This is a genomic window from Ruegeria sp. SCP11 (assembly GCF_040329455.1).
Classification (GTDB): Bacteria; Pseudomonadota; Alphaproteobacteria; order Rhodobacterales; family Rhodobacteraceae; genus Ruegeria; species Ruegeria atlantica_E.
The window spans coordinates 385881-401175 of record NZ_JBDZYG010000002.1 but is presented as its reverse complement, the minus strand read 5'-3'; the positions used below and the strand labels follow the sequence as shown (position 1 = coordinate 401175).

The 15295-nt window shown below is 58.5% G+C and carries 14 protein-coding genes; 6 read left to right on the top strand and 8 right to left on the bottom strand.

Annotation, left to right across the window (positions count from 1 at the left end):
- Positions 1 to 30 precede the first annotated feature (30 nt).
- From glmU to ABLN94_RS05030, 4 genes are read left to right on the top strand one after another with little or no spacing between them, the layout of a single operon-like run.
- Positions 31 to 1383 (top strand): bifunctional UDP-N-acetylglucosamine diphosphorylase/glucosamine-1-phosphate N-acetyltransferase GlmU, encoded by a 1353-nt coding sequence (gene glmU, locus ABLN94_RS05045; protein ID WP_352989896.1) that lies wholly within the window; start codon positions 31 to 33, stop codon positions 1381 to 1383.
- Between the two features lie 3 nt (positions 1384 to 1386).
- Positions 1387 to 3207, top strand: coding sequence for a glutamine--fructose-6-phosphate transaminase (isomerizing) (gene glmS / locus ABLN94_RS05040; RefSeq protein ID WP_352989893.1), 1821 nt, complete (start codon positions 1387 to 1389; stop codon positions 3205 to 3207).
- 3 nt (positions 3208 to 3210) lie between these two features.
- Positions 3211 to 3753 carry a pyridoxamine 5'-phosphate oxidase family protein gene (locus tag ABLN94_RS05035; protein ID WP_352989890.1) on the top strand — a complete coding sequence of 181 codons (543 nt, stop codon included), beginning with the start codon at positions 3211 to 3213 and terminating at the stop codon, positions 3751 to 3753.
- A gap of 7 nt (positions 3754 to 3760) precedes the next feature.
- Positions 3761 to 4447: a DNA alkylation repair protein gene (locus ABLN94_RS05030; RefSeq protein WP_352989887.1), complete on the top strand. Its 687-nt coding sequence runs from the start codon at positions 3761 to 3763 to the stop codon at positions 4445 to 4447.
- Here the strand turns inward: ABLN94_RS05030 and ABLN94_RS05025 are convergent.
- Complete coding sequence (locus ABLN94_RS05025) at positions 4435 to 4851, bottom strand: hypothetical protein (protein WP_352989884.1); 417 nt, start codon at positions 4849 to 4851, stop codon at positions 4435 to 4437. The two genes, ABLN94_RS05030 and ABLN94_RS05025, sit on opposite strands and share 13 nt — an antisense overlap.
- Before the next feature lie 90 nt (positions 4852 to 4941).
- On the opposite strand from ABLN94_RS05025, the gene moaA reads away from it, so the two are divergent.
- The gene (moaA, locus tag ABLN94_RS05020; RefSeq protein WP_352989881.1) at positions 4942 to 5949 is read left to right on the top strand and encodes a GTP 3',8-cyclase MoaA; all 1008 of its coding nucleotides are present in this window, start codon (positions 4942 to 4944) and stop codon (positions 5947 to 5949) included.
- 1 nt (position 5950) lies between these two features.
- On the top strand, positions 5951 to 7273 hold the full coding sequence (locus tag ABLN94_RS05015; RefSeq protein ID WP_352989878.1) for a 3-deoxy-D-manno-octulosonic acid transferase: 1323 nt from the start codon (positions 5951 to 5953) through the stop codon (positions 7271 to 7273).
- A gap of 42 nt (positions 7274 to 7315) precedes the next feature.
- On the opposite strand, the gene ABLN94_RS05010 is transcribed toward ABLN94_RS05015, so the two are convergent.
- From ABLN94_RS05010 to ABLN94_RS04980, 7 genes are all read right to left on the bottom strand, one after another.
- The gene (locus ABLN94_RS05010; RefSeq protein WP_352989876.1) at positions 7316 to 8479 is read right to left on the bottom strand and encodes a M20 aminoacylase family protein; all 1164 of its coding nucleotides are present in this window, start codon (positions 8477 to 8479) and stop codon (positions 7316 to 7318) included.
- A 60-nt stretch (positions 8480 to 8539) separates the two neighbouring features.
- Positions 8540 to 9682, bottom strand: a complete 1143-nt coding sequence (locus ABLN94_RS05005) for an MFS transporter (protein WP_352989874.1) — start codon at positions 9680 to 9682, stop codon at positions 8540 to 8542.
- Positions 9683 to 9751: 69 nt separating this feature from the next.
- Positions 9752 to 11029, bottom strand: coding sequence for a DUF3422 family protein (locus tag ABLN94_RS05000; protein WP_352989872.1), 1278 nt, complete (start codon positions 11027 to 11029; stop codon positions 9752 to 9754).
- A gap of 107 nt (positions 11030 to 11136) precedes the next feature.
- Positions 11137 to 11493, bottom strand: coding sequence for a VOC family protein (locus ABLN94_RS04995; RefSeq protein WP_352989870.1), 357 nt, complete (start codon positions 11491 to 11493; stop codon positions 11137 to 11139).
- An 83-nt stretch (positions 11494 to 11576) separates the two neighbouring features.
- A complete protein-coding gene (locus ABLN94_RS04990) occupies positions 11577 to 13031 on the bottom strand; it encodes an NAD(P)(+) transhydrogenase (Re/Si-specific) subunit beta (RefSeq protein ID WP_352989869.1) in 1455 nt (484 codons plus the stop codon).
- A gap of 13 nt (positions 13032 to 13044) precedes the next feature.
- Positions 13045 to 14616, bottom strand: a complete 1572-nt coding sequence (locus ABLN94_RS04985; RefSeq protein WP_352989867.1) for a Re/Si-specific NAD(P)(+) transhydrogenase subunit alpha — start codon at positions 14614 to 14616, stop codon at positions 13045 to 13047.
- Positions 14617 to 14744: 128 nt separating this feature from the next.
- Entirely contained in the window at positions 14745 to 15194 is a 450-nt protein-coding gene (locus ABLN94_RS04980; protein ID WP_170489738.1) for a methyltransferase family protein, read from the bottom strand.
- Positions 15195 to 15295 lie beyond the last annotated feature (101 nt).

The window sequence follows — 15295 nt, the reverse complement described above, 5'->3', positions numbered from 1 at the left end:
CGCGACAAAACACAAAGAGAAATCGTCTTCATGAGCACCGCCTTAGTCATCCTTGCCGCCGGAATGGGCACCAGGATGCAATCGGATATCCCCAAAGTTCTGCATCCTATTGCACAGGCTCCGATGCTGGTTCACGCCATGCGCGCCGGAGCCGTATTATCGCCCGAGCGTACCGTGATCGTCACTGGTCACGGGGCCGAAGCCGTAGCCAAGGTTGCCACAGCCGAGGAAGGCTCGGCACAGATAGCTGTGCAGGAAGAGCAATTGGGCACTGCCCATGCTGTCGCGCAGGCCCAGCAGGCGTTGGACGGGTTCACAGGCGATGTGGTGGTTCTCTATGGCGACACTCCCTTTCTCCAGCCCGACACACTGGAACGCATGATTGCCGCACGCGCGGAAAATGATCTGGTCATTCTGGGTTTCGAAGCCGCCGATCCCGGTCGCTATGGCCGTCTGGTGATGGACGGTGAAACGCTGGAACGGATTGTGGAATTTAAGGACGCTTCTGATGAAGAGCGCGCGATAACCTTCTGCAACTCTGGGCTTTTGGCCTGTGACTCAAAAACACTGTTTTCACTGATCGACGCTGTAGGCAACGACAACGCGGCCGGTGAGTACTACCTGACGGATGTCGTCGAAATCGCCCGTGAACGCGGCTTGAAAGTAACAGCTGTAGCCTGTGACGAAGCACAGACTTTAGGCGTCAACTCCCGCGCAGATCTGGCCGCAGCGGATGCCGTTTTTCAGGCCAATGCCCGCGCCGAACTGTTGGACCTCGGCGTAACCCTTATGGCGCCGGAAACCGTCTATCTCGCCGCCGACACGATCATCGGCCGCGATACGACAATTGAACCCAACGTGGTCTTCGGCCCCGGTGTCACTGTCGAAAGCGGCGCGACAATCCGGGCGTTTTCGCATCTGGAAGGCTGCCATGTCAGCCGCGGTGCAATCGTCGGCCCCTATGTCCGCCTGCGCCCCGGTGCGGAACTGGCTGAAAACACCCGTATCGGCAACTTTGTCGAGATCAAGAATGCCGAGATCGCCGAAGGTGCCAAGGTCAATCATCTCAGTTACATCGGCGACGCTTCGGTCGGCGCAGCCTCGAATATCGGTGCAGGAACGATCACTTGTAACTACGACGGTGTAATGAAACACCGCACGACGATTGGTGAGAATGTCTTTGTTGGCTCGAACACTATGCTCGTCGCCCCGGTGACATTGGGCGATGGCGCGATGACCGCAACCGGCACAGTGGTAACGCGCGATGTGGAGCCTGACGCGCTGGCCGTGGCCCGTGCCAAGCAGGACAACAAGCCGGGATATGCGCGCAAATTGTTTGACATGTTGAAGGCGAAGAAGGCTCGCCGCGACAAAGGAGCCTGATCCATGTGTGGAATTGTAGGTGTTTTGGGCGAACACGAAGCCGCCCCCATTCTGGTCGAAGCGCTGAAGCGGTTGGAATATCGCGGTTATGACAGTGCGGGGATCGCCACGGTGAACGATGGTGCGCTAGGGCGGCGTCGAGCAGTGGGTAAGCTGGTCAACCTCAGCGATTTGCTGGTGCATGATCCGTTGCCCGGAAAGTCCGGTATCGGGCACACCCGCTGGGCAACCCACGGTGTGCCCTCGGTCACCAACGCCCACCCGCATCAGGCCGGGCCTGTGGCTGTCGTCCATAACGGTATCGTTGAAAACTACCGCGAATTGCGCGCCGAACTGGCAGAGCATGGCGTGGATTTCGTGACCGAGACCGACACCGAGACCGTGGCCCTGATGGCTGCTCATTACCTGAACACCGGTCTGTCACCGATCGAGGCTGCCTTCAAAACCATTGATCGACTCGAGGGTGCCTTTGCACTGGCTTTTCTTTTCGACGGTCAGGACGATCTGATCGTAGCCGCCCGCAAGGGCTCGCCTCTGGCTATTGGGCATGGCGACGGCGAGATGTATGTGGGCTCTGACGCCATTGCTCTGGCTCCACTGACCGACCGCATTACGTATCTTGAGGAAGGCGACCGGGCGATTCTGACCCGCACCTCGCTGGAAATCCGCAACGAGGCCGGAGAGCTGGCCAACCGCGAAACCCGACGGATAAAGATGGATGTGACGCGCGCTGACAAAGCAGGTCACAAACACTTCATGGCCAAGGAAATCGCCGAGCAACCCGTGGTGGTGGCCGAAGCGATCCGATCCTACCTGCCCACTGGCGGGGATGAGGTCATCTTGCCGGGCGATCTGGACTTCACCAAGCTGGACCGCCTAACCATGGTCGCCTGCGGCACGGCCTTCTATGCCTGCCTCACCGCCAAATACTGGTTCGAGCAACTGGCCAAAATGCCCGTCGAAGTCGATATCGCCAGCGAGTTCCGGTATCGCGAACCTCCGATCCCTGGCCGCACGGCTGCACTGTTCGTCAGTCAGTCGGGCGAAACGGCAGATACGCTGGCCGCGCTGCGATATTGCGAGGGCAAAGCCGACAAGATCGTGTCGGTGATCAACGTACCCGAAAGCTCGATCGCGCGGGAAAGCGACGTGGCCCTGCCAATCCATGCAGGGGTAGAAATAGGCGTGGCCTCGACCAAGGCGTTCACCTGCCAGCTAAGCGTATTGCTGATGTTGGCACTAAAAGCCGCAGCGGATCGCGGAACGCTGACCGATGAAGCAATCGCCGATCATGCCGCCGCCTTGCGCGGGTTGCCAACGGCTCTGAACACTGCTCTGGATCAAAACCATGCGATCAGGACATCCGCCCAGCGCCTGTCCGAAGCCCGCGACGTGCTGTTTCTAGGCCGGGGCCTGATGTACCCGCTGGCAATGGAAGGTGCGCTTAAGCTAAAGGAAATCAGCTACATCCACGCCGAAGGTTATGCGTCGGGTGAACTTAAGCACGGCCCCATTGCTCTGATCGACAAGCAAATGCCGGTTGTTGTTATGGCTCCGCGTGATGCGGTCTTCGACAAGACGGTGTCAAACATGCAGGAGGTCATGGCTCGCAAAGGCAAGGTTATTCTGGTTTCAGACGATGACGGAATTGCCGAGGCCGGAGATGGAGTCTGGAGCACAATCAGAATGCCCCATGTACACCCAAGCCTGGCTCCGATCCTGTATTCGGTTCCAGCGCAGCTGCTAGCCTATCATACGGCGGTCGCTAAGGGCACGGATGTGGATCAGCCGCGCAATCTGGCGAAATCCGTCACGGTGGAGTGATACATGGCCAAGCAATTCCCGGAACTGGACACCACTCAGCGCAAGTTTATCGGAGAGCAACACATCTTCTTCGTTGGAACTGCCGCGCCTGATGGGCGGGTGAACATCTCGCCCAAAGGGATGGACTCCCTCCGCGTTCTGGGACCCAACCGGATTGTTTGGATGAACCTGACCGGCAGCGGCAATGAAACCGCGGGGCATTTGCTGGAAACCAATCGCATGACGCTGATGTGGTGTTCCTTCACCACCCGCCCGCTGATCCTGCGCACATACGGGACCGCCCACACCTTGCATGTCGGCGACAACGGCTGGGACGAACTGGCGGATATGTTCCCTGACCATCGCAGCGCGCGGCAGATATACGATCTGAAGATTGATTTGGTTCAGACCTCCTGCGGCTATGCAGTCCCGTTTTTGGAGTACCAATCGGACCGGGATACGATGCAGAAATGGGTAGACGGCAAGTCGGATGACGATATCCGTGCCTATTGGGTGGAAAAGAACCACCAAACCATCGACGGCAAACCCACCCGACCTGCCGACTGAACGACAGATGCTGAATACCTTTCTCGACCAGATCAAAGCGCATGCTTGCCCCGAACGCGCGGAACAGATGTTGGCCTACCACAAGGTTGACCGCCCCTATCTGGGCGTTGCAAATCCTGTCCTGAACGATCTCACCAAAGCCTGGCGTCAGGAACTGGACATAGCCTCGCGCGTGGAATTGGCGGACGCCCTCTGGCAGACCAACATTCATGAGGGTCGTGTGGGGGCCGCAAAACTGCTGACACAGGCACGCATTCGGCCCGATGAGGACGTTTGGGAACTGCTGCAAAGCTGGCTGCCCGATTTCGACGGTTGGGCCGTGGCTGATCACGCCTGTATGGCGATGCAGAAACGCCTCTCGGCCGACCCGACCCGGCTGGATCAGGTGGAAAGTTGGACAACCTCAGACCATATGTGGACCCGCCGCGCGGCATTGGTTGCCACTCTGCCTTGGACCAAGCAGAACCACCCCAAACCTGACGATTTAGCGCGACGAGACCGTATTCTCGGATGGGCAGCGGTCTATGTGCCCGACCGAGACTGGTTCATACAGAAAGCTATCGCCTGGTGGCTGCGCGAACTGTCAAAGCACGACGCCCCGAGGGTTATTGCGTTTCTGGCTGCGCACGGCGACGCTATGAAACCCTTTGCCCGTCGCGAAGCCGGAAAATACCTGAAAAATCAGTTGGAATAGACCTCAAGTTCGACAAGCTCGTCGAACGGCAGCAACAAAGCCCGCATCGCGTCCAGCGACAAACGACTGCCTCCGCTTTCTGGTCCCGGCGCGGGCACCAAGGTTATATACGCCTGCGCGCCGGTTCTGGGCACGACCACGCGACCGGTGAACTCGGTATCGACCAACGGAGTCTCTAACCAGCGCCCCAGTGTACTCGGATCACCCAAGGATGCAATCGTTGTCTTTGCGCCAACCCAACTGGCAGCGGTGGCTGCCACGGGCTCAGGCTCAAACACCTCTTCTGCCACGATCTCTTCTGCCTCGGCAGGAGCGTCATCGCCGCCGAAGACACGGTCGTTTGCCGACCGCACAGAGTCGCACCCCGCAACCAAAACGCACATAGCAATAAGCGTATATCTCATATGGCCAGCCTATCCCCCTGTGCGCATCTGTACCAGCGCAAAGGAAAGTTCGCCCTTGTCGCAGGCAGGTCACGGCTTTACCTATGTCGCATGACTGCTCCTCTTATCGACCCATTCGCACGTGCGATCACCTATCTCCGCGTCTCCGTCACGGACCGCTGTGATTTCCGTTGTGTCTACTGCATGTCCGAGGACATGAAGTTCCTGCCCAAAAAGGACCTGCTGACGCTGGAAGAGCTGGACCGCATGTGTTCAACCTTCGTGAAGCTGGGGGTTGAAAAGCTACGAATTACCGGCGGTGAACCACTCGTGCGCCGTAATATCATGACGTTTTTCAACAGCATGACCCGGCATCTCGAGAGTGGCGCGCTGAAAGAGTTGACGCTAACCACCAATGGCTCGCAGTTACATCGCTTTGCCGAAGACCTTTATGCCGCTGGTGTACGTCGCGTGAATATCTCGTTGGACACTCTGGACGAGGACAAGTTTGCCCAGATTACCCGCTGGGGGCGCCTGAAACAGGTGCTGAACGGAATCGACGCGGCACAGAAGGCAGGTCTACGGATCAAGATCAACGCGGTCGCCCTGAAAGGTTTCAACGAAGTTGAGCTGCCCACGATCACAAAATGGTGTGCAGAGCGCGACATGGACCTGACCTGGATCGAGGTCATGCCCATGGGCGATATCGGCAACGAAGACCGCCTGGATCAGTACTGGTCGCTGAAAGACGTGCGCAAGGAATACGAAAACCACTACACCGTAACTGATCTGGCCGAACGCACCGGAGGACCGGCGCGCTATGTACGGCTTGAGGAAACGGGGCAAAAGATCGGCTTCATCACGCCGCTATCTCATAATTTCTGTGAAAGCTGCAATCGCGTGCGCCTGACCTGTACCGGCGAACTATATATGTGCCTCGGTCAGGAAGATATGGCCGATCTGCGCGGTGCCCTGCGCGATCACCCTGAAACCGAGCAACCGCTCGAAGACGCGATCCGCGCGGCAATCAATCTCAAGCCCAAGGGTCACGATTTCGACTATTCCCGCCAGGCGGTCGACGGCAAGATGAGCCGTCACATGAGCCACACAGGCGGCTGATATGCCAGATCAATCTGGCCGACCAACACTGCTTTACTATCTGTATTGCGGTCTGACCTCTGTTGCAGCCCCTCTGGTCTGGCGCACGGTGCGGAACAAACTGCAAGCTGCCAACGTCCCGGAACAACGCCAACAAGAGAGGCTGGGTCATGCCAGCCTGCCCCGCCCTGCAGGGCAACTGATCTGGTTTCACGCCGCCAGCGTTGGCGAGACCCTCTCGGTCATCAGCCTGATTAAACGATTGGGCGAACGCCTGCCCGAAGCCGAATTTCTGATCACTTCAGGAACACCTACCTCAGCCGCTCTGATCGAAAAACGCATGCCACCAAGGGCGCGCCATCAATACCCTCCTTTGGACACCGCAGGCCCCGTACGACGATTTCTGGACCACTGGCGTTCGGATGCGGGTATTTTCGTGGAAAGTGAAATCTGGCCCCGTCTGATTGTCGAGTGCGCTACACGTGGCACTCCCCTGGCGCTGCTCAACGCCCGCCTCTCAGATAAATCCGTCGATGGCTGGAAAAAGCGCCCGAAAACAGCGCGGTTCATTCTGGACCACTTCCGCCTGTTCCTGACCCAAAATGACAAGACGGCCCAGAACCTGATTTCGATGGGAGCGCACCCCGACCTTGTCCAACCTGGCACGAACCTCAAGGCTATGTCCGATCCTCTGCCGGTCGATCAGGCCACCCTGTCGGACATCCGCGCACAGATAGGAAACCGCCCTGTGTGGATCGCCAGTTCCACCCATGCAGGCGAAGAAGAAACTGTTCTTGCCGCACATGCCGCACTGATCAAACGTTGGCCTGATTTACTGTTGCTACTAATCCCACGTCACCCTGAACGCAGTGCCGACGTGGCGGCTTTGGTAAAGCAGGCTGGGTTCAACGCAGCCATTCGGTCAAAAGGTGACGAGATCACCGACCATGCACATGTTTATGTGGCCGACACCCTGGGTGAAACTGGCACATGGTATGCCCTTTGCCCCATCGTATTCCTGGGTGGCTCACTGAAGGAAATCGGCGGCCACAATCCGTTTGAACCTGCGCAGGCCGGTGCCGCTGTCATCACCGGGCCGGGCTATTTCAACTTCGCCGAAACCTTCGCGCCGCTGATCGAAACCGGCGGGGCCCTGCAAATCCAATCCGCCCCCGAACTGGCTGAGGCCGTGGCCACGTGGCTATCTGACCCGGCCGCGTTGGATACCGCTCGCACCGCCGCCAATTCCTGCGTGAACACCCAGAAATCTGCACTGGACGCGATCGTCGACACTCTTTGTATCAAACTTAACCTGACAATCCCGGATTCAACTTCCTCTGGCTAAAAATATCCCGGGGGTGCGGGGGCAGAGCCCTCGCCCAATTGGTTAAGCCGCAGGCATCCGCTGTTCAACAATTTCAGCCCACCAGCTGCACCCGGCCGGAATAGCTTCATCGTTGAAGTTGTACTCTGGATGATGCACCGCCGCCGTATCTCCATTGCCGACCAGAATATACGCCCCGGGGCGCTCTTCGAGCATAAAGGCAAAGTCCTCACCGCCCATGATCAACGGTGCTTCGTCGCACTTGCCGGACACGGACCGCGCAACATCTGCGGCAAAATCGGTCTGCTCATCGCTGTTCACCATAACCGGATAACCCCGGTAGTAGGTTACCTCGACCGCACCGCCAAACGTCACCGCGACACCGTTGCAGATCTCTTTGATACGCTTCTCCGCCAGGTCCCGCATCTCTGTGCTCATCGTGCGGACAGTGCCTCTGAGATGTACAGTCTGTGGGATCACGTTGAACGCCGTGGACGAGGTCTCAAAAGACGTGACCGAGACCACAACCTGATCCACCGGATCGGCGTTGCGCGCCGCAACCGTCTGCAACGCAAGAACCGCCTGCGCGGCCATCACGGTTGTATCCACCGTTTCATGCGGTTTGGCGGCGTGCCCGCCCTTGCCTTCGAAGGTGATGTCGAACTGATCTGTGGCAGCAAAAAACGCACCCGGACGAATGGCAAAGCTGCCCACGGGCCGACCGGGCCAGTTGTGCATTCCATAAACTTCCTGAATGCCCCAGCGGTCCATCATGCCGTCTTCGCACATCTCCCGACCGCCACCGCCGCCCTCTTCCGCCGGTTGGAAGATCACCACAACGGTCCCGTCGAAATTCCGGGTTTCCGAGAGGTACTTCGCCGCGCCCAACAACATCGCCGTATGCCCATCATGGCCACAGGCATGCATCGCACCGTCTGTCTTCGAGGCATAGTCCAGCCCCGTCGCCTCATGAATCGGTAGAGCGTCCATGTCTGCCCGCAGACCAATTACCTTGCCGCCGGTATCGACCTTTCCCTTGATCACCCCGACAACCCCGGTTCGACCAATGCCAGTCACGACCTCATCGCAACCGAACTCTTTGAGTTTCTCAGCCACCAGGGCGCTGGTGCGATGCGTTTCAAACAGAATTTCGGGGTTTTCGTGAATATCACGCCGCCATTCAGTGATTTCATTCTGCAATTCGGCAAAACGGTTTTTGATCGGCATAGTCTTCTCCCATCTTTCTCTCTTGGCCGGGATTCTGGCCCCAGAGGCATAGTCGTAAGGTCAGTCCAAAGAGGCAGGCCTAAGCGCGCCGGACAACAGGACAATCAGGACGGCCAAAGGCAACAAAGCCGCGAACGCCAAGCGTAATGTAAGCATCTCGGCCAGAAACCCAATAAGCGGCGGACCAATCAGTAACCCTCCGTACCCCAATGTCGCCACACTGGCGATGGCCTGCCCCGGCGGCACGTGCGGATCACTGGCAGCCCGACTAAAGGCCAGCGGCATGATCACGGCATAACCGACACCCATCAGGGCGAAACCCGCCAGCGCCAATCCTGCTTCGGCTGCGGAAACCACAGTGAACACACCCAGAGCGGCGCAGATACCCCCAAAACGTGCGGTCGAAACCGGACCGAACCGGGCGATGGCAAAACCACCCGCCAATCGAAAAGCAACCATTGTCACCGAAAACACCGCGTATCCCAGCGCCGCGACGCTCTCAGCGGCTTCGGTCACATCGCGCAGGAAGATTGCGCTCCAATCCGCCACTGCCCCTTCCCCCAACGCGCCGCACAATGCTGTAAACCCGACAAGAATCAGCGCACCGGACGGCAAGGCGAAGACAGCACCACCCTTGGAAGCGGCCTGGCGCGAGGTCCATCGCACCCACGACAGGGCCAACGCCAACGCCACGACGACGCCACCGGCCAGAAGAAAGTGCTGCATCACCGTCAGCCCCATCTGAACCGCCCCGTATCCGCTGAGGGCTCCCAGCCCAGCCCCAAGGCTCCACATGGCGTGGAACGAAGACATGACGGGTTTGCCATAGGCCTGTTCAACCTCAGCCGCCCAGGCATTCATGGCGACATCCATTGAACCATGAAAGGCACCGAACACGAACAGGAATGCCGCCAGTGCCCAAAACCCGTCAGCCATGGCCAGCAGGATCAGAGACAACGTGTAAAGCACGGCGATGACCCGAGTGATCGTCACGGCACCGAACCGGTCAGTCAGCCGCCCCGTCACCGGAAATGAGCACACGGCCCCCGCTGCCATGAACAGCAAACCATAGCCCAACGCTTCATGCGACAGGTCCAACCCATCTCGTACAGCGGGGATGCGCGACGCCCAGATGCCAAACAGCGCTCCATTCAGGATGAACATGGCCGAAACGGCCCGCCAAGCAGCCAACAGTCCAATCACCGGGAACCCTTCGCAGAATGCGTCAAACTCCCCTGTTCTACTGCCTTGATGCAGTTTGGCAATCGCTGATCATTCCAAGCGTTTGCGGATTTGGCGGATAGCGAACCAAACTGACAGGACGACCGGGATCGTCACAACTGCGGTCAGCATACCTTTGCTGATCCCAGCCTTTGTAAGCGGGTAAAGAAGATAGGCAACCAGCGACACGGCGTAATAACTGATGGCAACGACCGACAGCCCCTCGACCGTATGCTGCAAGCGCAGCGCCAGATCAGCTCGGCGATCCATGCTTTCCAGCAGCGCCTGGTTCTGAGCACTTCGCTCTACATCCACGCGGGTCCGCAGCAACTCCCCCGCACGAATGGCCCTATCAGACAACGCCTGTAGGCGGCGTTCGGTCGATTTTACCGTCCGAATGGCCGGGTCATAGCGGCGCATCATGAAATCGGCAAAACTCTGACCGCCGTGAAACCGCTCTTCTCGCAAGACCTCAATCCGCTGGTTTACGATCGCCTCATAAGCCCCTGTGGCGCCGAAGCGGAAAGAACATTGCGCTGAGAGGGTCTCAAGCTCGGTTGACGTAGACAACAGATCAGGCAGCAGCTCATCCGGAAGGGCTGCATTGTCGGTCATCTGTCCCATCAGCTCGGTCAGTTTCCCGTCCAGCTCACCAATCCTGGGGGTCAGTTGCTTCACGCGGGCAAAGCCCAGCATAGACATGGCCTTGTAGGTCTCGATCTCGCACAGGCGCTGGATAACGCGCCCTGTCCTGCGCCGCCCGGTGCCCTTGGTGACAAAAAGCGCGAACCGCATATGCCCGGCCGGATCGATGCGGAAATCACTGGCGCAGATTGCGGAATCGTCAAGTACGCGCGCAACCGCAAGGCTTTCGGGCTCGAACCAATCCCCCAGAGAAGACCTGATCACGTCATCCTCTTGCCGCTCGATCACACGGATCATAGCTGAGGTAACACGCTGACCTGGGCTGGCCATCAGCCAATCAGGAGGGAAGACCTCAAAATCCGCTGGGTTGAACGGGCGGTCGCTGACGTTCTGGGTAATCGCCGTATAGGTTACAAACTCCGTGTGTTGTTCCCACTTCAGCCAATGGCGCCCAATTTGCCCAGCATAGTGCGTGGCCTGAGGCTGCGGATGCTGAGCGCCGTGGCGATCCAGCAGGCTGATAAGATGCGCCAGATCCTCATCCCGATCCCGAGCTACTGCGGCCACCGGTTTTTTGATCGCCAGGAAAACCACAGTACAAGGCGTATCGGCCACCGGAAATGGACGTGCATGCAGCTCATTGGCCAGTGAATAGCGCAGGGGATGGTCGTCAATGGGCGTCATTATAGGCTCCGTTTCGTCCGGGGCACTATACGACACACCAAAAATACATCAATTCTCTTTTTATTTCATATACTTACAGGGATACATCGGTATACAAACCCGCTATCTCATTGATTTGGCTGCCACAGTTCGATGGGATTGCCCTCGGGGTCGTGAATGCGGGCGAACTTGCCGACCTCGCTATCCCATTCGGGATTGGTTTCCACGGCGATCCCGGCGGCCTCAAGTTGAGAGATTAACGCCGCCAGATCATCCACTCGGAAATTGATCATCCACTGCTGTTCGGGCCGTCCGAAATACGCAGTATCCTGTGCAAAAGGGGCAAAGACCGTATGCCCCTCGCGCTGCATCCAAGGCGCGCGGTCGAAGTGGATGACGCCCAAGTGTTCTTCGTACCACGCGCTCAACGCCTTTGGGTCACGGGCGCGAAAGAACACGCCACCTATACCATTCACTCTCTCCATGGGGCACCTCCTGAATAGCAGGATACAGCAAAACAAAAAAAGGCGCCCGGTGGGGCGCCTTTTGGTTACATTTATCCTGTCGCTCAGTCGATCATGGGCAGCAGCTTGTCGAGCGACTGTTTTGCGTCGCCGTAGAACATGCGGGTGTTCTCTTTGAAGAACAGCGGGTTTTCGATGCCCGAATAACCGGTGCCCTGACCACGCTTGGACACGAACACCTGCTTGGCCTTCCAGCATTCCAGAACCGGCATCCCGGCAATGGGGCTGTTAGGATCTTCCTGTGCCGCCGGGTTCACGATGTCGTTCGACCCGATCACGATAGCCACATCCGTATCCGGGAAGTCGTCGTTGATCTCGTCCATTTCCAGAACGATGTCGTAGGGGACCTTCGCCTCGGCCAGCAGAACGTTCATGTGGCCCGGCAGGCGACCGGCAACCGGGTGGATCGCAAAGCGCACCTCTTTGCCCTTGGCACGCAGTTTGCGGACCAGTTCACTGACCGACTGCTGCGCCTGCGCCACGGCCATCCCGTAGCCCGGGATGATGATCACGCTGTCAGCATCGTTCAAAGCGGCCGCAACTCCATCTGCGTCGATGGCCACCTGCTCGCCCTCAACCGCCATCTGCTCTCCCTGAGGACCACCAAAACCACCCAGGATCACGCTGACAAAATGCCGGTTCATCGCCTTACACATGATGTAAGACAGGATCGCACCTGACGAGCCGACCAGAGCTCCAACCACGATCAGCAGGTCGTTGCCCAGCGAGAAGCCGATAGCAGCAGCAGCCCAGCCCGAGTAGCTGTTCAGCATCGACACAACCACCGGCATGTCGGCGCCACCGATACCCATGATCAGGTGATAGCCGATGAACAGTGCCGCCAGCGTCATCAAGAACAGCGGGAAGAAACCGCCCGAGCTGGTGTACCAGATCAGACAGATGAACGACAAAGCTGCAGCACCCGCGTTCAGCGCATGGCCGCCGGGCAGCTTGGTTGCGGCAGAGGTCACCTTGCCCGCCAGCTTGCCATAGGCCACGACCGAGCCGGTAAAGGTGATCGCACCGATGAAGACGCCCAGGAACAGTTCCACATGCAGGATCGACAGTTCCGCCGGAGTTTTCTTGGCGATCAACTGCCCAAACCCACCGAGACCGGTGTACAGCACCTCTTTCGAGGCATCTGCAACGGCCATTACTTCGGCGACGTTCAGAACTTCGAAATGCGCGTTGAAGCCCACGAACACAGCCGCCAGACCGACCAGCGAGTGCATCGCGGCCACCAGTTGCGGCATCTCGGTCATCTGCACGCGCTGTGCAACATACTGGCCAATGAAACCGCCACCGGCGATCAGCAGCAGCGACAGCAGCCACAGGCCAGACCCGGGGCCAACCAGCGTGGCAAAAACCGCCAGCGCCATACCGACGATACCGTACCAGACGGCGCGCTTGGCGCTTTCCTGGTTCGACAAACCGCCGAGCGAAAGGATGAACAGAACAGCCGCAACGACATAGGCGGCAGTGGTGAAGCCAAATTCCATGTGCCCGGCCTCCTTAAGATTTCTGGAACATGGCGAGCATGCGCCGGGTTACGAGGAAGCCGCCGAAGATGTTGATCCCGGCCATGAAGACGGACAGCGCCGCCAGCAGAATGACGAGGAACGACCCCGATCCGATCTGCATCAAGGCCCCAACGATGATGATCGACGAGATCGCGTTGGTGATCGCCATCAGCGGCGTGTGCAGGCTGTGCGAGACGTTCCAGATCACCTGGAAGCCCACAAAGATGGCCAGCACGAAGACGATGAAGTGCTGCATGAAGCTGGCCGGAGCAATCAGCCCCACCAACAACATCAGCGCGCCACCGACACCCAGAAGGGTAAACTGCTGTTTGGTCTGCGCTTTGAAGGCTGCAATCTCTTGCGCCTTTTTCTCTTCCGGGGTCAGTTCCTTGACCTCGGGCTTTTTCTGCGCCGCGATCGCCTGCACCTTGGGCGGTGGCGGCGGGAAGGTGATCTCACCCTCATGGGTCACGGTTGCGCCGCGGATCACGTCATCTTCCATGTCGTGATTGATCTGACCGTCCTTCTCGGGCGTCAGGTCGGTCATCATGTGACGGATGTTGGTCGCGTACAGAGACGAGGACTGCGCCGCCATCCGGCTGGGGAAGTCGGTATAGCCGATGATGGTCACGCCATTGTCGGTCACGATCTTCTCATCCGCCACTGTCAGCTTGCAGTTGCCGCCCTTTTCCGCCGCCAGGTCTACAATGACCGAGCCCGGCTTCATCGCCTCGACCATATCCTTGGTCCACAGCTCGGGCGCTTCGCGGTTCGGGATCAGCGCCGTGGTGATGACGATGTCCATCTCCGGCGCCAGTTCGCGGAACTTGGCCAGCTGCGCTTCGCGGAACTCCTCAGACTGAACCGACGCATAGCCGCCAGTGGCCGCGCCGTCCTGCTGGTCTTCCTCGAAGTCCAGATAGACGAACTCGGCGCCCATGGACTCGACCTGCTCGGCGACTTCGGGGCGCACGTCGAACGCATAGGTGATCGCACCCAGCGAGGTCGAGGTCCCGATCGCCGCCAGACCGGCCACACCGGCACCGACAATCAGCACCTTGGCAGGTGGCACCTTACCGGCCGCCGTCACTTGGCCAGTGAAGAACCGGCCAAAGTTGTTGCCCGCCTCGATCACTGCGCGGTAACCGGCAATGTTGGCCATCGAGCTCAACGCATCCATCTTCTGTGCCCGGGAAATCCGTGGCACCATTTCCATTGCGATGACATTCGCGCCCTTGGACTTGGCAGCCTCCATCCCCTCTTCGTTGCCCGCAGGGTTGAAGAAGGAAATCAGCGTCTTGCCCTTAGTCAGACGCTTCAGCTCGGCCTCGGTGGGTTGCCGCACCTTGGCAACGATATCGGCCGCCTTCCACAGCGCCGCTGCGGTCTTGACCACCTCAACACCGGCAGCCTCATAGGCCGCATCCGAAAAACCGGCAGCAGCACCCGCCCCTTTTTCGATGGCGCAGTCATAGCCCAGTTTCTGCAATTGCACAGCAGAGTCCGGCGTCATCGCAACCCGGTTCTCTCCGTCCAATATCTCTCTCGGTGTGCCTATCTTCACTGGCAGTCCCCCTATTTCTCGCTCAATAAGAGCGCTGGTCGGTTATGTTCGTTAAGCAAACATGTATCTTGCGCAACATTATTTCGCAAGTGCAGCATTTATTACGTGGTGTCATTGGTGCGCGCATCTTAAACCCACCTGCGCGTCTTGCGTTCATAACGGGCGAAATCGGCACGGAATGTACGGCGCAGCCGGTCTTCTTCGGGCAGTATGAAGCGGCGTTCCAGCACCCAGACGAAGATTGGAACAAGGACCAGAGAAAGCACGGCGTCGAACCGCAATATCAATCCTGCCAGTATCAGAACATCGCCCACATAGATCGGGTTGCGGCTGCGCGTGTAGATACCCGACTGCACCAGCGCCGAAGGTGTTTCATGCGGGATGACGGTTGTTTTGTGACGGCGAAACTCGACGATCGCCAGAATCGCAACCAAAATTCCGCCCCCGATCAGAATTCCGCTCAGCAGGTCAGTCAAACCGCTGTCCAGTGACAGACCCAGAGGAAAATGTCGTGCCTGCAGCCATGCCAGCAGTGCAAATCCGACAAGCCATACGGGCGGTATGTCGATCCGGCGCATGCGTTTTCCTCGCAACTGACGACACACATGGACATGTCGTTTCTGATCGATGTCCTACCGCTTTCGAACCGAATTGGCAAAAGTTCAGTATGTCGCATCAA